Origin of the sequence: Curtobacterium sp. ME-Dv--P-122a, from assembly GCF_030209645.1 — a bacterium.
GTDB classification, from domain to species: domain Bacteria; phylum Actinomycetota; class Actinomycetes; order Actinomycetales; family Microbacteriaceae; genus Curtobacterium; species Curtobacterium flaccumfaciens.
The window spans coordinates 31,387-53,108 of the sequence record NZ_JARVRO010000011.1 but is presented as its reverse complement, the minus strand read 5'-3'; the positions used below and the strand labels follow the sequence as shown (position 1 = coordinate 53,108).

Here is a 21,722-nt window from a genome sequence, read left to right as displayed (position 1 = left end):
GGCCCGCACCGCGCCTCCAGGCCGCGGACCGGGTGGTCAGGACACCCCGCCTGCTGCGCTTCGACTGGTCACGAACTTTCGGCGGCGCCGCCGCTATCCGACGGTTCGTGACCACTCGGCGAACCTGAGCGGGGTGTCTTGACCCGCCGACACGCGCGACCAGACCCAACCCGCGTCAGACGGCGGCCGGCTCCACCCGGGCGATCTCGGTGATGGACGAGTGGCCCGTCTCGGGGTGCTTGCGCATCGACAGGAGCCGCTCCATCGACGGTTCGAGCGCAGTGACCTTGTCGAGCGGCGCACTCACGACGAGCTGGAACCCGAGCCGGAGCCACGCGGTGACCGCACGGCCGGCGAACTCCGAGTCCGCCTTGATGAACGCCTCGTCGAGGAACACCGGCGCGAACCGGGGACGGGGACGGGTCTCGTCACCGAGCTGGTAGCGCAGCGCGGCGCCGACGATGAACGCCACGAGCTCCTGCGTCTCACCACCGGACTTGTCGCCGAGCGAGGAGTACACGCCGAGGTCGTTGCCGTCGGTGTCGTACCGGACCGCCGTGATCTCCATGTGCCGGCGGACGTCGAGCACCGCGTCGCGCTGGGTGGTGCGGCCCCGGGCCGCGTCCGGGTCGGGCCGGATGACCGCCATGAAGCGCCGGAGCCGTCGGAACCGCGTCTCGAGCACGTCGTCGGTCAGTTCGGTGTCGACCGAGGCGGACAGGGCTCGGAGCTCACGGCGGAAGGCGGTGACGTCCTCGCGGGTGACCCGGCGGATCTGGATCTTCAGGCGGTCCCGGTTCGCGCCGAACGGCAGCTCCCGCAGGATCTCGTTGACCGGCTCGAGGCGCTCCTCGATCTCGACGACGGCGCGGTCGAAGGCGCCGGCGAGCGGGACGAGGTCCTCGCCGCTCCACTGCGACAGGCGTCGACGCCACTCGCTCCGACGCGCGTGCAGGCCGGTCGCCACGATCTGGTCGAGGATCGCGTGGTAGTCCGGGTACGACGCGACGCCCGTGCCGAGGTTCGGGTCGGGCCAGGCGTCCTGGTACCGCTGGAACGTCAGCGTCAACGAGGTCGAGGCCGCCGCGGCACCGTCGAGTGCCTGCGTGAGCCGCTCCTCGAGCCGGCGCTTCAGCCGTCGCGTGGCGTCGTCGAACCCGTCGACTCCGTCCGGGGCGCCGATCTCCTCGAAGGTCTCCTCGAGCAGACGGGACTGCTGGTCGTCCGGCATCGAACCGGGCGAAGAGTCGAAGCGCTCGAGGATCTCTGCGGCGGCGTCCTGGCCGTCGACGAGCACCGCGTGGCGCTCCTCGAGCCGCTGGACGGACAGCCGTGCGGCGGAGCGACGGTCGGCGGCCTCGTCGAGGGACTTCCGGAGCCGGGCGACCGAGGCCCGCAGTGTCCGGAGGCCGTCGTCGGCGGCGAGCAGCGCCTGCCGTTCCTCGTCGAGCCGGGCGAGGGAGGTCCCCAGCCCGTCGACGTCGATCGCGGCCCACGTGACGTCGACCACGTGCTGGTGCGCGGCGCGGAGCACGTCGAGCGCGGTGAGGTCCTGCGCGACGTCGGTGCGGCGGGCCTCGAGCGTGGCGAGGTCCTGCGCGATCGAGGCGAGCTCCTGCTCGACCGCGGCGACGCGGGCCTCGTTCGTGAAGCCGATGACGTTCGACTGGCGGCGGTCACCGTGCGCGCCACGACGGCCGTCGCGCAGCTGCCCGGACGCGGTGACCCGGCGGCCACCACCGCTGAGGTCCGACGCCGAGGCGACACAGCGGGCGTCGGTGCGGTCGGACTCGATCCGCTCGCGCACCCAGGTGCTGAACGGCGACGGCTTGATGGCGAGCTTGCCGGAGACCATCGCCGGGTCGCCGTCGAGGTCCAGGTGCGGGCCGGTCGGCACACCCTCGAACTGCACGCGGACGGGCAGGCGCAGTGCGTCGATCGCCTCGCTGAAGTCGCCGAGGCGGTCCTGGTCGACGAGCAGCGTGCGGGCGACGGGGGCCAGGACGGACTCGATGGCCGTGCGCCAGCGCTCCTCGCCGGGCAACACGTCGAGCAGTTCCGCCACGAAGGGCAGCTCGGCCGGGTCGATGCCGGCCGCGCGGGCCATCGCGAGCCGGGCCTCGTGCATCGGCAAGGGCATGGCGCCCTGCCGGTGCTCGAGCGACTGGCGCTCCTGCCGCAGGGACCGCTCGCGGTCGAGGAGCGGGTACTCCTCGCGGGTCAGGGCGTCGCGGCGTTCGTCGAGGGCGGTGCGCGCGTCGGCGTACGACCCGAGGAACTCGTGCGAGGCACGCTGGATCCCGATGAAGTCCTGCTCCGAGGAGACCGGGACCCCGAGCACCGCCGTGCGCTCGTCGAAGGTGCCACGGGTGCGGACCACGGCGTCGCGCTCACGGGTGAGCCGTTCGATGCGGTCCTCGAGCTGGGCGAGTGCGTTGCCGCCCTGGTCGCGGAGCCGGGCCTCGGCGTCGCGCAGTTCGATCTCGACGGCGGCGTGCCGGGCCTCGGCCGCGGCGACCTCGGCGCGCGATGCCGTTCGCTCGCGGGCGTTGCGCGACACCTCGGCGTCGAGCAGATCGCGCTTCCGCGAGGCCGTCCAGTGCGCGAACGGCGACACCTCGGCGCCGGTCGCGATGCCGTCCAGGGCCGCTGCGGCCTCGGTCGCACGCGAGATCTCGTCGTGCAGGTCGGTGATGGGGGAGAGGATGCGGACCTTGCGCTCCTCGGTGTCCATCGCCTCGTACGCCTCGTCGAGGGCGGAGAAGTGCGCGAGGGCCCGGTCGGCCGCCTCGTACGTGCCGGGGGTCTCGAGCACGAGCGACTTGTACAGCGCGTCGACGGTCGGCAGGTGCTGGCCGGCCTGGATCCGGGCGAGCAGGCGCATCGCCCGGTTGCCGCCGCCGGAGTCGCCGATGCCCAGACGGGTCTGCAGCGTGTACGCGAGCTCCTGGTAGGTGTCGCGGATGACGAGCCCCGGCACGCGGCCGGTCAGCTCGAGGTGGTGGAACCGCGACGGCACGAACTCCTCGAGCCGACGCAGGTCGAAGGTGTCGTCGACCGTCGCCATGGTCATCTGGATGTCGCCGACCCCGCGGGCGCGCTTCGGCACGATGTACGCACGCAGCACCGTGAAACGCCGTTCGTCGTCGTTCCGGAACGTGACCGCCGCCGCCCCCCACGTGGTCTGGTCGTCGCCGCGCAGGTTCACGTCGCGCAGGCTGCCGGTCTCCGGGTCGCGCCGGGTGTCGACCTTGCCGCGCAGGTACGTGAGCAGGTTGCGCTGGTCGGCGCTGCGGGCGCGGCCGGTGGTGGCGTCGTTCGAGGCGCCGTTGAACGGCACGTCGGACGGCATCATCACGGCCAGGTAGGCGTCCATCAGCGTGGACTTGCCGGTGCCCGAGGCGCCTGAGATGAGCGTCGCCGTGCCGGACAGCTCGACCTGCCGGTGGCCGTGGAACCCACCCCAGTTGACGACCTGCATCGACTCGGCGCGCCACTGCGCGACCGTGTCGAAGAGCGCCGGGATCTCGAACGTGTCGGTCACGCTTCCGTCTCGCCTTCGTCGTCGGTGTCGGTCTCGGCTTCGCCGTCAGTCGGGAGGCCCGGGTCGTCCCCGTCCGTCGGCTCGCCGCCCGGGGTGGTCGCGTCACCCTGCGCGGTTCTGGTCCGCAACCAGGTGTCCAGTTCGAGCAGGCGCTCCAGGGGGAGCAGCACCTCGACGACGCTCGCCACCCGGAAGCGGTCCGGGTCGGAGGTGCGGATCAGGATGCGTGCTGTGACGAGACGCTCGATCGCCTTCGCGACCCGGCCCTCGTCGCGGGTGCGGTCGGTCGCGGTCGCCGGACGGAAGCCCGCCACGTGCCCGAGGATCTCGGACCGGTCGACGACGACCTGGTCCGGGCCCGGTCGGGCGTCGGCGCGCAGGCGCATCCGCAGGTAGACGAGGACGATCGTCTCCTCGCGGGTGTACGGCAGGTCGCGGAGCAGGGTCGGGAACGTGCGGCGCTGGCTCTCCGACCGGGCCTGGCGCTTCCATGCGACCTCGCGGTCACGGTCGACGTGCAGCTCGAGGAACAGGTCGTTCAGGCGGGACCGCAGCTGGTACTCGGCGTCGAGCACCGCGCGCCACTCGTCGGGGTGCGTGCGGGAGCTGACGTACGAGTGCCGCAGCAGTGCCACCAGGGCGCGTCGCTGGTGCTCGTCGAGCCGACCCTCGTCGCCCTCGAAGAGGGCAAAGCTGGACTCGTCACGCTCGTCGTCCTGCATCACGGATGCGGGGTCGTCGTAGGGGACCGTGTCGTCGACCGGTGCCGGCGTCGTGTCGCTCACCGTGCCTCCTGTGCGTTCTCGTCGTGTGCGTCGCCGACCGGAGTGCGCTCGTCGTCGAGCGCAGCGGTGGGCATGTGGAAGGTGATCGCGGTGCCGTCGGGGCGGACCGTCCGGTGCTCGGCGACGTGCGCGGCGGACTCGAAGTCGTCGCGCCCCGTCAGCAGGTGCGCGAGGCCGAAGAGCTCGACCGGTCGGCGCTGCTCGGGCGGCAGCCCGTGGAACGCGTCGACGCTGGAGTCGGCCTCGGCGGAGCGGAGTGCCGCGCGCAGCTCGGTCAGGAGCGGCCCGCCGTGCATGCGGAGCATCTCGACGTCGAGGTCCTCGAAGACGTCGTCGTCGGGTTCCTCGATGGGCGGCGGCACGGACTCGGCGTCCGGGTCGTAGAAGCGCTCGCGCAGCGTGCCGACCTCGGCGGCCGCCGGCAGGAGCGGCAGCGGGATCCGGTCGCGCGCGCCGCCCTGGTCCATCAGGGTGGCGAGGCCGCGGTTGATCGAGCGGAGCACCGCGTCGAGCTCGCGGTCTCGCACCACGTCGTGGGCGACGATCTGGTCGCGGAGCGTGGCGGTGAGCTGACGGCGCTGGGCGAGGACGTCCTCGATGCCCTGGCGCAGGATCGTCACCGTGTTGCGGAAGGCCCGACGCTCGCCGGCTCCGAGACCCTGCGCGAACGGGTGCGCCAGGATCGTCGCGATGTCGTCCCGGAGCCGCAGGAGCAGGGCGTCGTCGCGCAGCAGTTCGAAGGCGCCCTCGAAGGCACGGCCCTCGGGCGTCGCTTCCATCAGGTTGTCCGTGCGGGCAAGGTAGTCGTCGAGGATCTCGCCGATCGGGCGGACCTCTTGCCGGAAGTCCTCGACGATCGAGCGGTGCATCGTCGCGACCGCTTCCTCCACGCGCTTGAAGTCGCTCGGCAGCTGCCGGATCAGGTCGGAGATGTTCGTGTACCCGTCGCGCATCCGGTCGTCGTCGACGGCCACGACGTCGTCGCCGTGCTCCAGGCGCTCCCGCTCTGCCTGCAGCTCGGCGATCTGGGCGTCGATCCGGCGGATCTGCACGTCGGGGTCGGGCTCGGCGCGGGCTGCCCACCGGTGCACGGCGTCGACGATCATCGCCAGCCGGCTCTCGCTGATCAGGGCACGGTCGGCCGACAGGGCGTCGACGAGGCTCAGCGCCTCGAGCGCGTGGCTCGTCAGGGAGTACTGCTCGTCGCCGTCGGGGGAGTTCGAGCGGACCAGCCACTGGGCGCCGACCCACTCGCGGCACAGCGCGCGGCCGTTCGGACGGGTCTCCTGCTCGCCCTCGGTCTGCGCGCTGTCGGTCTGCGCACTGGCCGCCGGTACCGCCTGGTCGCTCGCGGGCACGCGGACGCCCGCCGCCTGCAGGCGCGCCACGTGCTCCTCGACCTGCAGGTGCATGCGGTCGGCGGGGACGTACTGCACGTCGCGGTCGAAGACCGTGCGGAACACGGCGAGGACCGTGGCGCTGGTCGGCCGGGACATGAGCCGCAGGGTCGGACGGTCGAGGACCGCTCGGACCCGGGCGAACTCGAGGTCGACGTCGGTCATGCGCCCCTTCGTCCGATCGTGCTGGTGGTCTGGCCCGCGTGCTGCGGCCTGATGAGATGACAAGAGCCCGACGCTGCTGCGTCGGGCTCTTGTCGGTGGTGGGTGTTGCTGTGTGGGCGATACCAGACTCGAACTGATGACCTCTTCGGTGTGAACGAAGCGCGCTACCAACTGCGCCAATCGCCCCCTGCACTGTTCGTGCGGATCGATACTAGCGGAAGTCCGGCGGTGCATCGAACACGTCGCGCGGCCCGGGTGTGGCGCGCTGTCCGCAGGGGGTGTCGAACCGCCCCGATCCGCATGAACTCGGGGGACACGCCCGGTGAACGGGGAGGATTTTGGTGGAAGTGCCCCGGTGCGTATAGAGTTTACGTCGTCGCCGCGACAGCGGAACGACAAGTGCGGATGTGGCGCAGTGGTAGCGCATCACCTTGCCAAGGTGAGGGTCGCGAGTTCGAATCTCGTCATCCGCTCGAGTGTGGGTCTTCTCGAAGGCCCGCGACTCACCAGAGGGTATCCCACCGTTCGGGTACTCACGGAGACGTGAACCTCAATGGTGGGGTGGCCGAGAGGCTAGGCAGCGGCCTGCAAAGCCGTCCACGCGGGTTCGAATCCCGTCCCCACCTCCAGATCCACCCTCCAAGACCTTGATGGACTCCGGTCCACGCAGGGACTTGGGCGATTGGCGCAGCGGTAGCGCGCTTCCCTGACACGGAAGAGGTCACTGGTTCGATCCCAGTATCGCCCACCACCACGAAGCCCCCGGCAGGACCACCAGGTCCGGTCGGGGGCTTTCTTCGTTCCGGTCTGCTCGTCGTTCCCAGTCCGCCAGGACCGCGATGTTCCGTGGACCCCGCTCGGTACGGTGGTGGTCATGCAGATCGGCCGGAGGCGGAAGCGTGCCCGACGCGGCACCACGCCGGTGCTGTTCCACAAGGTCTGCGAGTGGCAGCGGAACGATCGGGACCCCGGTGACGTCGTCGTCGAACGAGGAGTCTGGCTGGCGTTCACCGCGCGCCGAGTCGCGGTCTACGAGTTCGACGGCCGTGACACCCACGCTGCCGTGCTCGAACTGGACGAAGTGCACGGCCCGACGTGGCAGGAGATGATCGACGAGGCGCCGGCAGACTGGCTCCTGACACACCTGGAACGATTCGCGAGCGGTGTGGACGTCCGCCGGGCGGTGTTGGACGACTACGCCCTCCGACACGGCGGCGGAGCACCGCCGACCATCGAGTGGGCGATCCGGCTGTAGCGACGGAGTTCCCTCGACGGCGACCGGAATGGCCCGGATCGAGTCAGCCGGCCTCGTCGCAGGGCGCGCGGCGTTCGCTGGCCCGCGTGTCGACCACGAGGGGCTGGTGGACCAGAGCGCGGTCGGCCAAGGTGAGCACGTGACCGCCTCGTCGACGACCACTGCCCCTCGGCTCGCTCCGCTGTACGCCGCCGGGTTCGTGACCGCCTTCGGGGCGAACGGCATCGCCGCGGCGGTCGGCGGCGAGCACCTCGAACTGGGCCTGACGCTCGCGTGGCTGGGGCTCTTCCTGGCGCTCTACGACGTCGCCGAACTCGTCCTCAAGCCGGTCTTCGGCGCACTTTCCGACCGCATCGGCCCGCGACCGGTGATCGTCGGCGGACTCATCGTCTTCGCGGCGGCTTCACTCATCGGCGTCTTCGGGACCGGTCCGTTCTGGCTCGGGCTCGCCCGTCTGCTGCAGGGTGCCGGCGCCTCCGCGTTCTCGCCGGCATCGTCCGCCGCGGTCGCCCGCCTCGTGCCGGCGCACCGTCGCGGGACGTACTTCGGTCGGTACGGCTCGTGGAAGGGTCTCGGCTACGCCGGGGGACCGGTCATCGGTGCACTCGTGGTGCAGTTCGGCAGCACGCAGTGGCTCTTCGGGATCCTCGTCGTGATGGCCCTCGTGACGGCGGTGGCGGTGCTCGTCGCCGTCGAGCCGACCGTGCCCCTGCCCCGGCAGCGGGCCACGCTCGCCGTGATGGTCCGAGCTGCCACGGACCGCCAGTTCCTGATCCCGGTCGTCGTCCTGGCCGTCGGCAGCGCTGCGATCGGCGCGCTGACCGGGATGCTCCCGGCGCTCGGCACCGAGGTCGGCATCCCGCTCCTGGTGTCGACGCTCGCGGTCGCCGTCCTCGCCGTGACGTCGTCGCTCGTGCAGCCCGTCGCCGGGCGGCTGCACGACGCCGGGCGTCTCGGCACCGCGGTCGCGGGGATGGCCGGGACGGCCGCGGTGGCCGCTGCGTTCCTGGTGGTCGCCGTCGCACCCTCGGCGGTGGCCGTCTTCATCGCGGCGCTGCTCGCCGGGGCTGGTGTCGCCACGCTGACACCCGTCGCGTTCGCGCACCTCGCCGGGACGACTCCGCCGGATCGGCTCGGTCGCACCATGGGTTCAGCGGAGCTCGGGCGTGAGACCGGGGACGCCGTCGGACCACTCGTCGTCGGTGGTGTCGGCAGTGCGATCGGGCTGCCGTTCGGGTTCGCGGCCTTCGCGGTGGTGGCGCTCGTCGGGACGCTCGTGGCATCGCGGTTGCCGTCGAAGACCGACTCGGCACAGGACGCGTAGGGGATCGACGAACCCGATCGGGCGCTACGCGTACGGGTCAGCGGACACCGTCCCGTACACATCGGTCCGACGTCGGCGATCGCGGTGCGCAGCGACCCAGCGAGCCACCGCGAGCGCGAGCAGCGCGGCGGACACCCCGGCGAGCAACCACACCCACCCGTCGTTTTCCTCGATGAGCAGGCGCAGGGCCAGCAGCCCGAGCGGTGCTGCCAACAGGATCCGTCGGAGCTCGCGCCACGACGGCTTCCACAGCGTGGTGAGGCCCTTCTTCCACCGACCGACCACGACGTACGCGATCACACATCCGGGGATGCAGAGGCCGAGCCACTTCACGATCGCCTCGACCCCGTCGTCGTAGAACGGATGCGCCACTTCGCGGAGGACGCCGCCAGCAGCAGCCGCGACGAGCAGCACCCACATGCGCGCTTCCCAGCGGCGAGGATGCCACCAGGGCGTGCGCCACAACGGCACTCGCTCGCGGACCACCGGCATCGCGACTCCTCCCCGGTCGGGCGTCCAGCCTATGCGCGACCTCGATCAACGACGGGACCGAGAGGCTGCCGTCCCTGGCGGGAATCCGGCCCTCCGCGTACGGTGTGACGGGTAGAGACCGACACCGCAGGTCGGTCCGACGAGGGGGCACCATGAAGATCTTGAGCATCGTGGCACGGGGGATCGGAGCGTTGCTCACGACGGTCGCCAAGACGATGGGCGGGATGCTGGGCGCGAAGCCGTACATCGACTCGCACGCGGCGGAGCTCTTGCCGCGTCGTGAGGACTACCGCCCGTAGATCGTTCGCGCCGGGCCACTGGTTGGATGGGCGCATGACGATCGCTCCCGGGACGGCTCCGCACCGGGGCGCGGTGGTCCTGCTCACCGTGCTGGTGATCGCGTCCTGGACGGCGACTGTCGTACTCCCGCTCCTGGTGCTGCACTTGCTCCTCGGCGTCGACGCACCCGCCGAGAGGGTGTTGCCGATCGCGCTCGGGTGGTTCGTGACCCCAGCACTGACAGCAGCCGGGCTGACCGTCGGACTGGTCATCCTCCGCCGATCGCGGAAGTCCGGAGCGCGTCAGCCGTCACCGTAGGATCGTCGAGCCGCATCCAGCGGAACGACGGGGGAGCACCTGATGGAACAGCACACCGAACAGCGCACGCGACCGCGGGTCGTCACGATCGCCGTGGCGCTCTGGTGGGCGTCCGTCATCATCAGCCTCGTGGCCGCCGCGCCCGGCATGGTCGTGACCATGCGCGAAGCCGGCGGCGCGATCATCGGGGCGTCGATCGGGCTCGTCCTCGTCCTCGCCTGGTCGGCACTGTTCGTGTGGCTGGCGACGCGGATGGGACGAGGCTCCGGGAACGCGCGTCTCTGGCTCGCGATCATCGCCGGGCTGAGTGCCTGCAGCACAGTGTTCGCCATCGCCACCGACGGCGTGGACTGGAGCTTCATCGAGGCCGTCTGCGTCGTCGTCGCCGCGGTGCTCAGCTACCTGCCCAGCGCCCGTCCGTTCTTCCCGCGGGACGAACGACGCCCGCGATCAGCGGAACCCCGCACCATCGGGTGGGACCCGACGACGGGCGAGCGCATCTTCGAGACGCCCCCGTCGGGCGACCGCGCGAACTGAAGCGAACCTCCAGGAACAGCCGGAGAACGTGCGTTCCCCGTTGTGGGGGTACCGCCGGACTCGGGCAGATGGTTCCATTCAGAGGTCGGCATCCTCCGGGTGCCGAACAGCCACGGACCGTCTTGCGTCGCAGTGAAGGTGGTCGCCGCTGGTTACGGTGACCACGAGGTGCCGTCGAGTCGATTCGGGTTCGACACGGCGGCGCCTCCCACACACCGGGGGACCGTCCGACCAGGAAGCAGCACCATGCGATCGCTCGTCTACACCAGCACCCAGACCCGTCCGATCACGGATTCCGAACTCGCCCAGATCCTGGCGGTCGGTCGCGAGAAGAACACCCGGCTCGGCGTCACCGGCATGCTCGCGCACCGCGACGACAACTGCATCGGCATCATCGAGGGCGAGGACGACGTCGTCCGGCAGCGCTTCGACCAGGTCCAGGCCGACCCGCGACACACGAACGTCCGGGTGCTGCTCGACGAGCCGATCGCCCAGCGCTCGTTCCCGGACTGGTCGATGGCGTTCCAGTCCCTCGACCCGCTGATGCACGACGTTCCGGGGTTCAGCGACCTGTTCAGCCCGGGTCGCCCGACCGATCCGGCGTTCGGGGCCTCCCGCGCTCGCGCACTCTTGGACTGGTTCCGGAAGCACCCGCTGGCACCCCTGACGAACCAGAACGCCGCCGACGAGGAAGTCCCGCGCACCCGGGCGATCAACGGTGCGATCGCGGTCCTCCACGACGGGGGACTGTCACGCTTCTCGCTCGAGGGCGTCGCGTCCCGGTCGGGGATGCGGCAGGCCGAGCTCCTCGAGCTCTTCCCCTCCGAGCACGCACTGCTGGCCGCCGCGGTGATGCGGTGGACCCGCGCGGTGTCGGCACCGCTGCTGCCGCTCGCCGGTGAGAAGGGCACGGTGGCGTTCCTGCACGCGCTGCTCTCCGCTCACGCCGAGGACCCGTCCCTCATGCGCCTGATCGCCGCGACGCTGGCCATCTCGACCGACCCGTCGACGGACGGCGCCGACTACTACCGGTCCGCGTACCTGCAGTTCCGCGAGACTGTCCGCACCGCGCTGCAGGAAGACGTCCGCGCCGGCCGCGAACCGGCGACGATGGACCCGATCCGCGGGGCACAGCAGCTGCTCGCCCTCTACGACGGCATCCGCCTGCAGGCGCTGCTGACGCCGGACACCGACGTCGTCGACGCGTTCGACCGTGCCGCCGCCCGCATGCGCCGCGGCTGGTCCGAGCAGTACGAGGAGACCACCGTGTGGGACATCTCCGCGCCGGCCGTGGACTGACGTTCAGCGCACCAGACGCACGGTCCGGGGGATGGGTCCGAACGCCGACTCGGCACCGTCGGGCGTGAAGCCGTTCCGCCGGTAGAAGGCGTGCGCCCGCGGGTTGTCCGCGGCCACCCACAGTGACGCCGGACGATCGGCGAGCACGGTGTCGAGGAGTGCCTGGCCGGCTCCGGTCCCGTGCGCACGTGCCAGGACGTAGAGCGTCGTCAGCTCCTCGGGGCGGACGGCATCCGGCTCGGGGGTCGTCTGCGCCGCGGCGAAACCCACGACGCCGGTGCTGTCGAGGGCGACCCGAACGGCTCCTCGGGCGTCAGGGCTCGCGAGCGTCGACCGCCACATGTCGACCCGGCGACCCGCGTCGAACCACGGGCTCGTGTCCGGGTCGTCGATGAACCGGCCGTAGGTCTCTCGCCACGACACCGTGTGCACGTGGGCGATCGCATCCGCATCGGCGAGCGTGGCCGGGCGGATCAGCGTCGAGACATCAGGATCGTTCCCCACTCGATCAGGGTAACGACCGGCGTCCGGTGCTCAGAGCTGGAGGTCCAGGTCGAAGAACCCGGCACCGCCGAGGAACAGCGGCACGATGACCCCGAACAACGTCAGCGTCGCCCCGATCAGGATCGCCGCGAACGCGATGCCGTCGCCCCGCTCACCGGTCAGTCGCACGTCGCGGCGCGCGATGAACCCGACGACGAGACCGCCGATCGGTGCCACGAACGCGAGGGCGATCGCCACCACCGCGAGCAGGCTGAGGGGCGGTACCGGCACGGCTGCCGATGCGGGGGACCCGGCGGCGCTCGGCGCGGTCTGGTCAGGAGCGAGGTCGGTCACGCCGGTCAGCCTAGGGGCGACGAGGTTTCCTCCGCTCACCCCTGACCGAGGTTCGTCACCAGGTTGATGGCGACCGCGATCAGCACCGTCCCGAAGAAGTACGACAGCAGCGCGTGCGGCAACGCCTTCCTCCCGCGGCGATGCGGTCGAGGATCATCGGGATGTAGCGGTGCCCGTGCTGCTGGGCGCCGCGGACCGTCATGCCCTTGTTCATGATCGCGCCGAACGGGAACTTGTCGACGAGCCCACCGAAGACCCCGAGCGAGAACAGACTTCCGCCCTTCCGGCAGGCGTAGATCGCCTCGCGCAGGGCGGTCGGCCGGTCGGTCTGCAACCGCAGCTGCTGCTTGGCCTGGTCGTACAGGTACAGCGGTCCGGTGCCGTGCGCTTCCATGCCGACGGCCTCGATGCACACGTCGGGACCCCGACCGCCGGTGCGTTCCTTGAGTTCCGGGAGCACGGCGTCGCTCGTGTAGTCCAGCGTCTCGGCACCGATGTGCTCGCGCACCTGTTGCAGCCGTTCGGGCAGACGGTCGATCACGATCACCTGCTCGGCGCCGAGGAGCATCGCCGCACGAGCGGCCATCTGGCCGACGCCACCGGCGCCCCACACTGCGACGGTGTCACCCGGTGTGATCCCGGCCAGGTCGGCTCCGGTCCACCCGGTGGGTGCGGCATCGGAGGCGAACAGGGCAGCCGTGTCGGACACGCCGTCGGGGACCGTGAACGCCCCCTGATCGGCGTAGGGCACGCGGACGTACTCGGCGTGGCTGCCTGCGAACCCGCCGAGCGCGTGGCTGTAGGCGAAGCAGCCGCCGATCGACGACCCCCACATCGCCTCGGTCAGCCCCGGGTTCGGGTTGCCGTTGTCGCAGAGTGAGAACTGCCCGTGGGTGCAGTACCAGCACTGCCCGCAGGCGATGAACGAGCAGACGACGACCCGGTCGCCCACCTTGTGCTTCGTGACGGCCGATCCCGTCTCGACGACCTCGCCCATGAACTCGTGCCCCAGGACGTCACCGGATCGCATGGTCGGGATGTACCCGCCGAGCAGGTGCAGGTCCGAGCCGCAGGTGGTGCTCAGACGAACCTTCAGGATCACGTCGTGCTCGTTGAGGATCTTCGGGTCCTCCACCGTCTCCACCGCGGTCTCGTTGACCCCGGTCCAACAGAGCGCCTTCACAGCACACCCTCCTCGTTGCTCCGTTTCGTCGCCACGTCCACCAACGCGCCGGTGGGTGTGGCCTTCCGTCGGCCGTGGGGGACCGGATCCACCCGGAGCACCTCGCCGACCTCGATGAGTTGCTTCGCCTCACGCAGAGCGGCCCGCAGCCGACCCTGAGAATCCGGGCCGCCGCCTCGGAACCGGGCACGGAGCTCGGTGCCGCGATCGCCGGGCGCGGGACGGGCCTCCACCTCGACGTCCTGCCCGAACGCCGTGAGCGGCGCGGGGATCCGCCCGCCTGGCAGCACCTCGTCCTGGCCGCGGTTCACCGTGACCGCGTGCCAGCCGGAACGCGGTTCGGCCAGCACCTTCCGTGCGGGCCCGGGTGCGCCGCGTCGGCGGCGCGAGACGACGATGCCGACGGCAGCCGTGACCATCGCAGCGGCGGCGAGGTTCCGGGCCCTCATCGTGGTGTCCCAGCGAGGAGTCGGTGGGCAGCGGACGCGTTCGCGCCACACCGCCGGGGATTCGTGTGTTCCATCGCGGCCTCCTTGAGTCGCATCGGTGCGGATCAACGGGACGGGAGCGACGACCGCGCGATCGTGCCGGTCGGGGTCGCGGAGTCGCTCCTGTCGATCCACGATGAGCGTGGCCTCCCTGGCGCCGTCCCGGGTTGTCCGTGATGCGCTGCTGCAGGTGACGGCAGCGAGACGGACGGGAGGCCCGGTGCCAGCTGGCACCGGGCCTCCCGTCCGTCCTGAGGTCGCGTGTCAGACGCGCACGGCACGTTCGTCGGGGACGCAGTGCGTCATCATCAGCCCCTCGACGTCGCGGGAGCCGTTGTGACCGAGGTTCGCGAGGCGGGCGAGCTCGTCGTCGCTGAGCGTCTGGGACTGGAGCGGGGGCAGGTCCTTGACCTCGTCGAGGGTGATGCCGAGGCCCTCGCCGACGCGACGACCCAGGTCGTCCTCGACCATGTAGAAGTGCCAGAGCATGCGCTCCTGCACCGGACGGGCCGCCTGCGAGATGAGGTCGACGAAGTTCGCGACGAGGTCGTCGCGCTCCCAGTCCTGCAGGAGCAGGTACCGCTGGCCGGCCTGGGTGTAGTCGTTCGTCCGGGGGATCCGCTTGCGGGTGAGACGCCCGACGATCTCCGGTCCCTGGTCGTCGTGGGTCGGGTACTCCGCCTCGCGCAGGCCGCCGGTGATCGACGGCTCGTAGTTGACGTGCGGGTTCTCGCCGCCGTGGTCCTGGTGGTACGCCATCTGTCCGTCGCGCTGGTTGGTCGCGACGGCACCGTTCTTCGGGGCGTTCACCGGCAGCTGCAGGTAGTTCGGGCCGACACGGTAGCGCTGCGTGTCCGAGTACGAGAACGTGCGGCCGACGAGCATCTTGTCGTCGGAGAAGTCGAGGCCGTCGACGAGCACGCCGGTGCCGAAGGAGAGCTGCTCGTTCTCGGCGAAGTGGTTCGTGACGTTGCGGTTCAGGACCATCTTGCCGACGGGCTTCGGCGGGAACTCGTTCTCCGGCCACACCTTCGTGTCGTCGAGCGGGTCGAAGTCGAGCTCCGGGTGCTCGTGGTCGTCCATGAGCTGCACGCGCAGCTCCCACTCGGGGTACTCACCACGCTCGATCGCCTCGTACAGGTCCTTCGACGCGTGCCCGAGGTCGCCGGCCTGCACGGCGTCGGCGTCGGCCTCGGTCATCGAGGACACACCCACCGACGGGATCCAGTGGTACTTGACGAGCTTGGTGTCGCCGTCGGCGTTCACCCACTTGTAGGTGTTCACGCCGAAGCCCTGCTGCGTGCGGTAGTTCGCGGGGATGCCGCGCGGGCTGAACAGGTTGACGAGCATGTGCATCGACTCGGGGGTCTGCGACATGAAGTCGAAGATGCGCGCCGGCTCCTGCCGGAAGGTCACGGGGTCGGGCTTGAGGGAGTGGATGACGTCGGGGAACTTGATGGCGTCGCGGATGAAGAAGACGCCGAGGTTGTTGCCGACGAGGTCCCAGTTGCCGTCCTCGGTGTAGAACTTCACGGCGAAGCCACGTGGGTCACGGGCGGCCTCCGAGGAATCACGGCCGCCGATCACGGTGGAGAACCGGATCGCCAGGTCGGTGCGCTTGCCGGGCTCCTGGAACAGCTTCGCGCGGGTGTACTGCGCGATGGGTTCGTCACCCCACGTGCCGGTGGCCTCGAAGTACCCGAAGGCGACGGCACCGCGGGCGTGCACGACCCGCTCCGGGATCCGCTCGCGGTCGAAGTGGCTGATCTTCTCGAGGAACTGGTAGTTCTCGAGCGTCGCCGGGCCACGGGCTCCGACGGTGCGCTGGTTCTGGTTGTCGGAGACGGGGTGGCCCTGGCGGTTCGTCAGGATGCGGCGGTCGTCGCCCTCGGCGGGCGGTTGGCTGGAGACGTCGGTCATGTCTCGTCCTCTCTGCGGTCGCGGTCGGCTCGGGTTCCCGACCGAGTGTGGACCGGGGCGCGGGCACGCCCTCTCAGCGGGGTCGAGGACGCGGACGAGGACCGGTCGCCGGTGCGGCCGCCGCTGACGACCCGTCAGTACGAGGTTCGACCGGTGGCCTCTGAGCCGAGCACCGCGGCCGCTCCGTGGGCCAGCAGGGTGCCGTCGGTGACGACGGCGACGCGGTCGAAGCCGAGTGCGCGGAGCCGTTCGGCGCGCGCCAGGTCGCCGGCGAAGGCGCCCGTGTGCTTGCCCGCGCGGCGGGCTGCGGCGACGATCGCGGGGAGTGCGCCGTCGTCGTGCAGCAGTACGTCCAGCTCGATGCCCAGTCCGATCGACAGGTCGAAGGGACCGACGAACACCGCCGAGACGCCCGGGACCGCCAGGATCTCCTCGGCGGCACGGAGGCCCGCGGGTGTCTCGAGCATCACCCACACCTCGGGGTCGGCAGCGACGGCGGACGGTGCCGAACCGCCCCAGAGTCCCGCCATCGGCCCCCAGCTCCGCCGGCCCCGCGGTGGGTAGTGCGCGGCACGGACGGCGTGCTCGGCCTGCTCGACGGTCTCGATCATCGGGACGATCACGATGTCGGCGCCGAGGTCGAGCGCACGGCCGATCGCGGCGTCCGAGCCCTCGGCGACGCGAATGGCGACGGGGACCTGCGGAGCGACCGCGCCGAGCGCCGGCATCGTCGCCAGGAGCGTGGCGTCGTCGAAGGCGCCGTGCTGGGCGTCGAGGCCGAGCCAGGCGAACCCGTTCTGGGCGATCTGTGCGGTGGTGCGGGGTTCGCCGAGCGTGCACCACACGCCGTCGGCGCGGCCGTCTCCGAGTGCTGCTGGCACCGTGGTCCTCCGTCTGGTCTGCCGTCGCGGGCGTCGGCGTTCGGTCGTCCGGCGCGTCAGGCTACCGCCCACGGGGAACTCGACGCGCACGCGGTGGCGTCGAGGCCGGGCCGGGCCGGGGGTGGCCTCATGCGCACGCATGGGACATGGACAAGTGCTCAGCTTCGGGTGTAGTCCTGTGCGCAGGACGCACTGCACGGGCGATCACAGGTCGCCAACACCCACCAGCACCGCAGCACCAGCCGGGACCTGCAGGGAGGTCGGACGGACATGCGTGACGAACGTGACGTCGGCCAGCGGACGGGCTCGCGTCCGCCGGCCGGCGACGGGATCCGGGTGGCGTTCGGGATCGTCGGCGCGGTGGGCGTGCTCGCCGGACTGGCTGCGATCGTCCTGCCCCACGCGACGCTGTTCGCGGTGTCGTGGGTCTTCGGGATCTACCTGGTCGTGTCGGGGGCGGCGCTGGTCGTCCGGGGATTCCAGGTGCACCCTCGGGTCTGGTGGCGTCAGGTCGGGCTGGTGGTCCTCGGGGCGCTGGTCGCCGCCGGCGGTGTCGTCGCGATCGTGTTCCCGCCGATCGGGGCGCGGTGGGTGGCACTGCTGCTCGGGTTCGCCTGGATCCTCGAGGGCATCGCACTCATCTATGCACCGTGGGTGGGCCGCCGTCCGCTGACCGTGGTGCTCGCCGTGCTCAGTGTGCTGAGCGGCATCCTGGTGATGAACCTGCCGGGCCTCGGCGCGCTCGTGACGGTGGCCGCGGTGGGGAGCGTGCTCATCGTGTTCGGTGTCGTCCAGCTCGTCGTCGCGTTCAGCTGGCCGCGTCCGGAGGGAGAGCGGACCGGCCTGCCGGTCCCTGGCCCCTGATGCTCGCCGTCCGCTGGGAACAGCAGGGACCGAAGTCCTGGGTGGCGCGCGACCACGGGACCAGCCTGGGGCTCGTGCTGCACGTGCGTGAGCGGTTCCTGGCGTTCGACCAGGACGACCGGCCGCTCGGGAGCGCAGCGTCCCTGGCGGCGGCCCAGCAGCTCGTCGCCGGTGCCGTCCGCGCGAGTGCCCCGGCCCGGCGGGACACCGTCGCGGTGGTGCTGTCGGTGCTCGCGGCGCTGACCGTCGGGGGAGCGGCCGTCGTGCTCGCCGCGCGCGCCCTGATCTGAACGGCGATCATCGGCGGCGAGGTGGACCGACGCACACACGGCGGGTGCACCGGTACCGTTGCGTCCGTGAACGACGACCCCGATGCCGCCATCGCCCAGCACGTCCACGACGCCTGGGACGGTTCCCTGCGCCTGGTGCACATCACGATCTCGGACGAGGACGGTGACGCCTACCCCGGGCAGGACGTCGACCGGTGGGTGATCGACGTCCGCGTCCCGATCACCGACGACGACGAGACCGAGGCGGTCTCCGTCGCCGAGGTCACCGCGTTCACGAGCCGTGCACCGGAGTCGCTCGAAGCGCTGGTGCTCGGTTACCAAGTCTCCGACGTCGCCGGGTCCTTCGCGTCCGCCGTCGCCGCGCAGGACGCGACGGGGGAGACGTTCTTCTCGCTGCAGACCCACGCCGCCGAGATGCTCGGCAAGCCCGACCTGCTCGCCGTCGACCGACTCACGGTCCGTCCCGCCTACCGAGCGCTGCCCGGACTGGTGCCGGCGATCGTCGACGCCGTCCGCCACGGTCCGGCCGGGCGCACCGCATCCTGGGTGCTCACGGACCCGACGGTGTGGGACGTGCCGTTCCGCGAGGACGACCGGTCCGCCGGCGCGTTCGTGCAGTGGGCCGACACCGCGGTGCTCACCTCGATGAACGCCGCGCCGGACGACCTGGAACACCTGTCGCTCGTGCCGCCTGCCGGTGGCATCGTGATGGGGTCCCGGGCGGACGAGGTGCACCTCGGCGACGCGATCGACCACGCGATGACGCAACCCGCGATCGCGGTGCCGTTCGAACTGCCGCCGAAGCTCCCCGCCAGCATCTGGGCCGCCGCGCCCGAGGACGTCCACGGCGTGCACCCGGACGAGACCACGGGGTCGATCACGGTGGAGACGCACGACGAACAGCTCGAGGTCGTCGGTTCGCCCGGCACCGCACCGCAGCTCGTGGGGATCTCGGCCTCGGCCGACGCCGCGACCCAGGAGTGGCTCCGCACCGTGCACCAGCGTTGGTGGCAGTACGAGCCGGACCTGCACGCCCGCATCCACGACGTCGTCGACGAGTACCTGTCCACCGGGCACATCGAGTCGGCGTCGGACGAGCTCGCCGGGCACCTGCACGCCCCCGACCTGCCGCCGTACCGGACGGAGTGGCCGGGCACCGGCACCGTCCTGCTCGAGGAACTCGGCGAGGACACCGAGCCCATCGTCTTCGACGCCGTGCTCGAGGACGGCACCCGGCACGAGCACATCGGCGTGGTCGTCGTGCACGAGTCCGGACACGTCCGCGCGTTCCTGCACGACGAGTGGGAGCCCGGGTTCCCGGCCGCCGAGGCCGCGGTCGCGCACCTCATCAGCCTGGGTGCCGGCGAGTTCTTCGCGGACGCCCTGCACGACGAGCTGTCAGCGGGTGTCGAGCACGCGATCCTGACGGGCGACGTCCGCGGTCACTGACCGGGCCGCCCTGGGTCGGTTCAGACCGGGCGGTAGATCGCGATCGGCGGGGTGTCGTCGTCGCCCGCGTCGTGGGCGTCGCCCGTCGCGAGCCAGGTGCGGCCCTCGTGCTCGATCGTGGTCGGCAGGTCGCCGTGCACCAGGATCCGGATCGCGGGGGTGTCGCCGTCGACCAGGTCGACGCCGTGGGCCTCGGTCCCGCCGGGATTGTCGTGCACGTAGCTCATGGTCCGATCGAACTCCGTCGACCTGACGGACGGCCCGCGCCGCGCCGGACACGCCCGGAACCTTCACCGGAACCGGTGATGCCGCCCTTCTTCGGGTAGAGTCATCTCCGCACGGCCAGGACGGCGTGTGAATGCGGATGTGGCGCAGTGGTAGCGCATCACCTTGCCAAGGTGAGGGTCGCGAGTTCGAATCTCGTCATCCGCTCAGAACAGGAAGACCGGAACCCCCGTCGCTCGGAAGAGCGGCGGGGGTTCCGTCGTTGCGGGGCGTCGCGGCACCGAAGGCGTGGGGGCCCAGCGGGCGCAGGCTTCGGGTTCCCGCGCCCACCGGGCGCGGAGGCGACCCTGCCCCCACCGGCACGCGCCGGGTGGGTGGCCCGGCGCAGTTCCGAGGATGTATCCGGAGCCGTCCCCCGTTCGGGTGGGAACCGGATCCGGGGTTGCGGGAACCCGCAAGAAACCCGCACGACCCGCCGTTCGAGCCTTGTGCTACTCGATGCCGTCCGGTAAGTACGCCGACATCGTGCGGGCGCCGGGCAAGCCGACCCACCGCCGGGCCCCGGACTCCACGACCGTGACGAGCACCGTTTCGCACCCGCGGCAGCGCGCCACCGACCCCATCGCGGTGCGGTAGACCGTGGTCTGCCCGAGCACCCCGAGCGACCCGCACCCGGCGCAGCGCAGGGCGACCACGGTCGGCTCGGGCCCCAGGCTGTCGGCCAGCGTCCCCGCCAGCGCGTTGCCGTCCACGACGACCATCAGTTGCCCCCGAACCGTTCGGCGCGGACGTCACTCGTGTCGTGTCCGAGCTCGGTGAGCCAGCGCAGCACCTGCTCGACGAACGGCGTCGACCCGCACACGTAGACCAGGGCGCCCGCGTCCGGCGGGAACACCGCGGCAGCGAGCGCGTCCCGCGTCAGCCGTCCGGCCGGCACGGTCGAGCCTGGAGGCGCGGTGCGGCTGTACACGTGGGTCACCTCGAGCGGTGCCCGGCTCGCGAGCGCCTGGTCGAGTTCCGCACGGAAGAACACGTCGGCCGGTGTGCGGACGGCCGCGAGGAGCCGGAAGGGCGCCGGGTCGTCCGCCTCGGCGTGGGAGGTCACCATCGCGACGAGCGGCACGATGCCGGAGCCGCCGGCGATGAGCTGCACCGGCCGGGTGGACTCGCCCGGCCGCCAGACGAACCAGCCGCCCAGGGGTCCGTGGACCTCGAGCGCGTCGCCGACCTCGACGGCGTCGACGAGGAACGGCGAGACCTCGCCGCCGTCCACCCGGTCGACCGCGAGCACGACGTCGGTCGCGGGGCCGGCCGACGCGATCGAGTACGAGCGCTGTGCCTGGTAGCCGTCCTCGGCGGTCAGTCGCAGGTCCAGGTGCTGCCCGGGGTCGTTGCCCGGCCAGGTGGGGACGTCGAGGACGATCCGGCGCGCGTTCGTCGTCTCGCGGCCGACGGACGCGACGGTGGCGGCGTGCCAGGCCGGCCGCCTGCGGGTGGCGGGACGAGCGGAGGGGGTGATCCGTGCCTCCAGGCCGGTGTCGGGGAGCGTCACCAGTACCGCTCTTCCTTCCACGGGTCGCCGTGCAGGTTGTAGCCCGCGTTCTCCCAGAAGCCGGGCTCGTCGTCGGACTGCATGACGATGCCGCGCACCCACTTGGCGCTCTTCCAGAAGTACAGGTGGGGGACCAGCAGGCGGGCGGGCCCACCGTGCTCGGGCGTCAGGGGCTCGCCGTCGGCCCCGAACGCGATCCAGGACTTGCCGTCGAGCAGCTCGTCGAGCGGGACGTTGGTCGTGTAGCCGCCGTAGCTGTGCACCATGCAGTAGTCGAGTTCGGTCTCGACGTCCTCGAACAGGCGGTCGAGCGGGACACCCCGCCACGGCATGTCGAGCTTGGTCCAGTGCGTGACGCAGTGGATGTCGACGGTGACGTCCTCGACGCCGAGTGCTTGCACCTCGTCCCAGGTCCACTGGTGCAGGCCGGACTCGGTGCGGATCGAGAAGGCCCAGTCGGTCGGCTCGATGTCGGGCGTCGCCCCGGCGGACAGGACGGGCCAGTCGCGGACCAGGGTCTGACCGGGCGGGATGCGGGTGTCGTCGCGGTCGTCGCGGCGACCGCCGAACCCGCGGGTGAACGTGGCCATGGTCCTCCTCGGGGACGTCGGTGCGTTCCCGATCATGCCGTGTGCCGG

23 protein-coding genes and 5 tRNA genes are annotated in these 21,722 nt (G+C 71.3%); 13 read left to right on the top strand and 15 right to left on the bottom strand.

Going from position 1 to position 21,722, the window contains the following annotated elements; genetic code table 11:
* Positions 1–175: 175 nt before the first annotated feature.
* The 4 genes from QRN49_RS11840 to QRN49_RS11825 form a co-directional block, all read right to left on the bottom strand.
* Positions 176–3,544 carry an ATP-binding protein gene (locus tag QRN49_RS11840; protein ID WP_284756006.1) on the bottom strand — a complete coding sequence of 1,123 codons (3,369 nt, stop codon included), beginning with the start codon at positions 3,542–3,544 and terminating at the stop codon, positions 176–178.
* Positions 3,541–4,329, bottom strand: a complete 789-nt coding sequence (locus QRN49_RS11835) for a DUF4194 domain-containing protein (protein WP_284756005.1) — start codon at positions 4,327–4,329, stop codon at positions 3,541–3,543. Before QRN49_RS11835 ends, QRN49_RS11840 begins: the two co-directional genes overlap by 4 nt.
* The gene (locus QRN49_RS11830; RefSeq protein ID WP_284756003.1) at positions 4,326–5,891 is read right to left on the bottom strand and encodes a DUF3375 family protein; all 1,566 of its coding nucleotides are present in this window, start codon (positions 5,889–5,891) and stop codon (positions 4,326–4,328) included. The genes QRN49_RS11835 and QRN49_RS11830 overlap by 4 nt, the downstream gene beginning before the upstream one ends.
* Before the next feature lie 113 nt (positions 5,892–6,004).
* Positions 6,005–6,077: transfer RNA gene (locus QRN49_RS11825), tRNA-Val, on the bottom strand.
* A 215-nt stretch (positions 6,078–6,292) separates the two neighbouring features.
* On the opposite strand from QRN49_RS11825, the gene QRN49_RS11820 reads away from it, so the two are divergent.
* The 5 genes from QRN49_RS11820 (at position 6,293) to QRN49_RS11800 (ending at position 8,470) form a co-directional block, all read left to right on the top strand.
* Positions 6,293–6,364: transfer RNA gene (locus QRN49_RS11820), tRNA-Gly, on the top strand.
* An 82-nt stretch (positions 6,365–6,446) separates the two neighbouring features.
* Positions 6,447–6,520: transfer RNA gene (locus QRN49_RS11815), tRNA-Cys, on the top strand.
* A gap of 47 nt (positions 6,521–6,567) precedes the next feature.
* Positions 6,568–6,642, top strand: a tRNA-Val gene (locus tag QRN49_RS11810).
* Positions 6,643–6,765: 123 nt separating this feature from the next.
* Positions 6,766–7,146, top strand: a complete 381-nt coding sequence (locus QRN49_RS11805; RefSeq protein WP_284756002.1) for a hypothetical protein — start codon at positions 6,766–6,768, stop codon at positions 7,144–7,146.
* A 139-nt stretch (positions 7,147–7,285) separates the two neighbouring features.
* A complete protein-coding gene (locus QRN49_RS11800; RefSeq protein WP_284756000.1) occupies positions 7,286–8,470 on the top strand; it encodes an MFS transporter in 1,185 nt (394 codons plus the stop codon).
* 24 nt (positions 8,471–8,494) lie between these two features.
* Here the strand turns inward: QRN49_RS11800 and QRN49_RS11795 are convergent, their stop codons facing one another.
* Positions 8,495–8,890, bottom strand: coding sequence for a hypothetical protein (locus tag QRN49_RS11795; RefSeq protein WP_284755998.1), 396 nt, complete (start codon positions 8,888–8,890; stop codon positions 8,495–8,497).
* A 224-nt stretch (positions 8,891–9,114) separates the two neighbouring features.
* Between QRN49_RS11795 and QRN49_RS11790 the strand changes: the two genes are divergently transcribed.
* The 4 genes from QRN49_RS11790 (at position 9,115) to QRN49_RS11775 (ending at position 11,395) form a co-directional block, all read left to right on the top strand.
* Complete coding sequence (locus tag QRN49_RS11790) at positions 9,115–9,261, top strand: hypothetical protein (protein ID WP_209049601.1); 147 nt, start codon at positions 9,115–9,117, stop codon at positions 9,259–9,261.
* A gap of 34 nt (positions 9,262–9,295) precedes the next feature.
* The gene (locus tag QRN49_RS11785) at positions 9,296–9,559 is read left to right on the top strand and encodes a hypothetical protein (protein ID WP_284755995.1); all 264 of its coding nucleotides are present in this window, start codon (positions 9,296–9,298) and stop codon (positions 9,557–9,559) included.
* Positions 9,560–9,601: 42 nt separating this feature from the next.
* A complete protein-coding gene (locus QRN49_RS11780) occupies positions 9,602–10,096 on the top strand; it encodes a hypothetical protein (protein ID WP_284755993.1) in 495 nt (164 codons plus the stop codon).
* Positions 10,097–10,342: 246 nt separating this feature from the next.
* Positions 10,343–11,395 carry a BLUF domain-containing protein gene (locus QRN49_RS11775; protein ID WP_284755991.1) on the top strand — a complete coding sequence of 351 codons (1,053 nt, stop codon included), beginning with the start codon at positions 10,343–10,345 and terminating at the stop codon, positions 11,393–11,395.
* A gap of 3 nt (positions 11,396–11,398) precedes the next feature.
* Here the strand turns inward: QRN49_RS11775 and QRN49_RS11770 are convergent, their stop codons facing one another.
* The 6 genes from QRN49_RS11770 to QRN49_RS11745 all read right to left on the bottom strand — a co-directional run bounded on the left by QRN49_RS11770 (position 11,399) and on the right by QRN49_RS11745 (position 16,704).
* The gene (locus QRN49_RS11770; RefSeq protein WP_284755989.1) at positions 11,399–11,899 is read right to left on the bottom strand and encodes a GNAT family N-acetyltransferase; all 501 of its coding nucleotides are present in this window, start codon (positions 11,897–11,899) and stop codon (positions 11,399–11,401) included.
* Between the two features lie 30 nt (positions 11,900–11,929).
* Complete coding sequence (locus QRN49_RS11765; RefSeq protein ID WP_071403887.1) at positions 11,930–12,232, bottom strand: DUF4190 domain-containing protein; 303 nt, start codon at positions 12,230–12,232, stop codon at positions 11,930–11,932.
* Positions 12,233–12,311: 79 nt separating this feature from the next.
* On the bottom strand, positions 12,312–13,415 hold the full coding sequence (locus QRN49_RS11760; RefSeq protein WP_284755987.1) for a zinc-dependent alcohol dehydrogenase: 1,104 nt from the start codon (positions 13,413–13,415) through the stop codon (positions 12,312–12,314).
* Positions 13,412–13,864 carry a hypothetical protein gene (locus QRN49_RS11755; protein WP_284755985.1) on the bottom strand — a complete coding sequence of 151 codons (453 nt, stop codon included), beginning with the start codon at positions 13,862–13,864 and terminating at the stop codon, positions 13,412–13,414. Before QRN49_RS11755 ends, QRN49_RS11760 begins: the two co-directional genes overlap by 4 nt.
* A gap of 303 nt (positions 13,865–14,167) precedes the next feature.
* On the bottom strand, positions 14,168–15,823 hold the full coding sequence (locus tag QRN49_RS11750; RefSeq protein WP_284755983.1) for a catalase: 1,656 nt from the start codon (positions 15,821–15,823) through the stop codon (positions 14,168–14,170).
* 134 nt (positions 15,824–15,957) lie between these two features.
* On the bottom strand, positions 15,958–16,704 hold the full coding sequence (locus QRN49_RS11745; protein ID WP_284755981.1) for an HpcH/HpaI aldolase family protein: 747 nt from the start codon (positions 16,702–16,704) through the stop codon (positions 15,958–15,960).
* Positions 16,705–16,974: 270 nt separating this feature from the next.
* Here QRN49_RS11745 and QRN49_RS11740 point away from each other — a divergent pair, with 270 nt between their 5' ends.
* The 3 genes from QRN49_RS11740 (at position 16,975) to QRN49_RS11730 (ending at position 19,307) form a co-directional block, all read left to right on the top strand.
* The gene (locus QRN49_RS11740; RefSeq protein WP_259585985.1) at positions 16,975–17,568 is read left to right on the top strand and encodes an HdeD family acid-resistance protein; all 594 of its coding nucleotides are present in this window, start codon (positions 16,975–16,977) and stop codon (positions 17,566–17,568) included.
* The gene (locus QRN49_RS11735) at positions 17,568–17,858 is read left to right on the top strand and encodes a hypothetical protein (RefSeq protein WP_111022873.1); all 291 of its coding nucleotides are present in this window, start codon (positions 17,568–17,570) and stop codon (positions 17,856–17,858) included. Before QRN49_RS11740 ends, QRN49_RS11735 begins: the two co-directional genes overlap by 1 nt.
* Positions 17,859–17,924: 66 nt before the next feature.
* On the top strand, positions 17,925–19,307 hold the full coding sequence (locus QRN49_RS11730) for a hypothetical protein (protein ID WP_209081473.1): 1,383 nt from the start codon (positions 17,925–17,927) through the stop codon (positions 19,305–19,307).
* A gap of 20 nt (positions 19,308–19,327) precedes the next feature.
* On the opposite strand, the gene QRN49_RS11725 is transcribed toward QRN49_RS11730, so the two are convergent.
* On the bottom strand, positions 19,328–19,534 hold the full coding sequence (locus tag QRN49_RS11725; RefSeq protein WP_194621975.1) for a hypothetical protein: 207 nt from the start codon (positions 19,532–19,534) through the stop codon (positions 19,328–19,330).
* Positions 19,535–19,667: 133 nt separating this feature from the next.
* Here QRN49_RS11725 and QRN49_RS11720 point away from each other — a divergent pair.
* A tRNA-Gly gene (locus QRN49_RS11720) sits at positions 19,668–19,739 on the top strand.
* A gap of 284 nt (positions 19,740–20,023) precedes the next feature.
* Here QRN49_RS11720 and QRN49_RS11715 read toward each other — a convergent pair.
* Genes QRN49_RS11715 through QRN49_RS11705 form a run of 3 tightly spaced genes read right to left on the bottom strand, consistent with a single transcriptional unit; the run spans position 20,024 to position 21,674 of the window.
* On the bottom strand, positions 20,024–20,293 hold the full coding sequence (locus QRN49_RS11715) for a DUF6510 family protein (protein WP_284755974.1): 270 nt from the start codon (positions 20,291–20,293) through the stop codon (positions 20,024–20,026).
* On the bottom strand, positions 20,293–21,084 hold the full coding sequence (locus tag QRN49_RS11710; RefSeq protein WP_284755973.1) for a ferredoxin reductase: 792 nt from the start codon (positions 21,082–21,084) through the stop codon (positions 20,293–20,295). The genes QRN49_RS11715 and QRN49_RS11710 overlap by 1 nt, the downstream gene beginning before the upstream one ends.
* Complete coding sequence (locus tag QRN49_RS11705) at positions 21,081–21,674, bottom strand: molybdopterin-dependent oxidoreductase (protein ID WP_284755971.1); 594 nt, start codon at positions 21,672–21,674, stop codon at positions 21,081–21,083. The genes QRN49_RS11710 and QRN49_RS11705 overlap by 4 nt, the downstream gene beginning before the upstream one ends.
* Positions 21,675–21,722 lie beyond the last annotated feature (48 nt).

Coding starts and splice junctions, on each gene's coding strand:
- QRN49_RS11750 (WP_284755983.1), bottom strand. CDS start 15,823: ATGACCGACGTCTCCAGCCAACCGCCCGCCGAGGGCGACGACCGCCGC.
- QRN49_RS11780 (WP_284755993.1), top strand. CDS start 9,602: ATGGAACAGCACACCGAACAGCGCACGCGACCGCGGGTCGTCACGATC.
- QRN49_RS11705 (WP_284755971.1), bottom strand. CDS start 21,674: ATGGCCACGTTCACCCGCGGGTTCGGCGGTCGCCGCGACGACCGCGAC.
- QRN49_RS11790 (WP_209049601.1), top strand. CDS start 9,115: ATGAAGATCTTGAGCATCGTGGCACGGGGGATCGGAGCGTTGCTCACG.
- QRN49_RS11805 (WP_284756002.1), top strand. CDS start 6,766: ATGCAGATCGGCCGGAGGCGGAAGCGTGCCCGACGCGGCACCACGCCG.
- QRN49_RS11775 (WP_284755991.1), top strand. CDS start 10,343: ATGCGATCGCTCGTCTACACCAGCACCCAGACCCGTCCGATCACGGAT.
- QRN49_RS11785 (WP_284755995.1), top strand. CDS start 9,296: ATGACGATCGCTCCCGGGACGGCTCCGCACCGGGGCGCGGTGGTCCTG.
- QRN49_RS11740 (WP_259585985.1), top strand. CDS start 16,975: ATGCGTGACGAACGTGACGTCGGCCAGCGGACGGGCTCGCGTCCGCCG.
- QRN49_RS11755 (WP_284755985.1), bottom strand. CDS start 13,864: ATGAGGGCCCGGAACCTCGCCGCCGCTGCGATGGTCACGGCTGCCGTC.
- QRN49_RS11715 (WP_284755974.1), bottom strand. CDS start 20,293: ATGGTCGTCGTGGACGGCAACGCGCTGGCGGGGACGCTGGCCGACAGC.
- QRN49_RS11735 (WP_111022873.1), top strand. CDS start 17,568: ATGCTCGCCGTCCGCTGGGAACAGCAGGGACCGAAGTCCTGGGTGGCG.
- QRN49_RS11830 (WP_284756003.1), bottom strand. CDS start 5,891: ATGACCGACGTCGACCTCGAGTTCGCCCGGGTCCGAGCGGTCCTCGAC.
- QRN49_RS11795 (WP_284755998.1), bottom strand. CDS start 8,890: ATGTGGGTGCTGCTCGTCGCGGCTGCTGCTGGCGGCGTCCTCCGCGAA.
- QRN49_RS11725 (WP_194621975.1), bottom strand. CDS start 19,534: ATGAGCTACGTGCACGACAATCCCGGCGGGACCGAGGCCCACGGCGTC.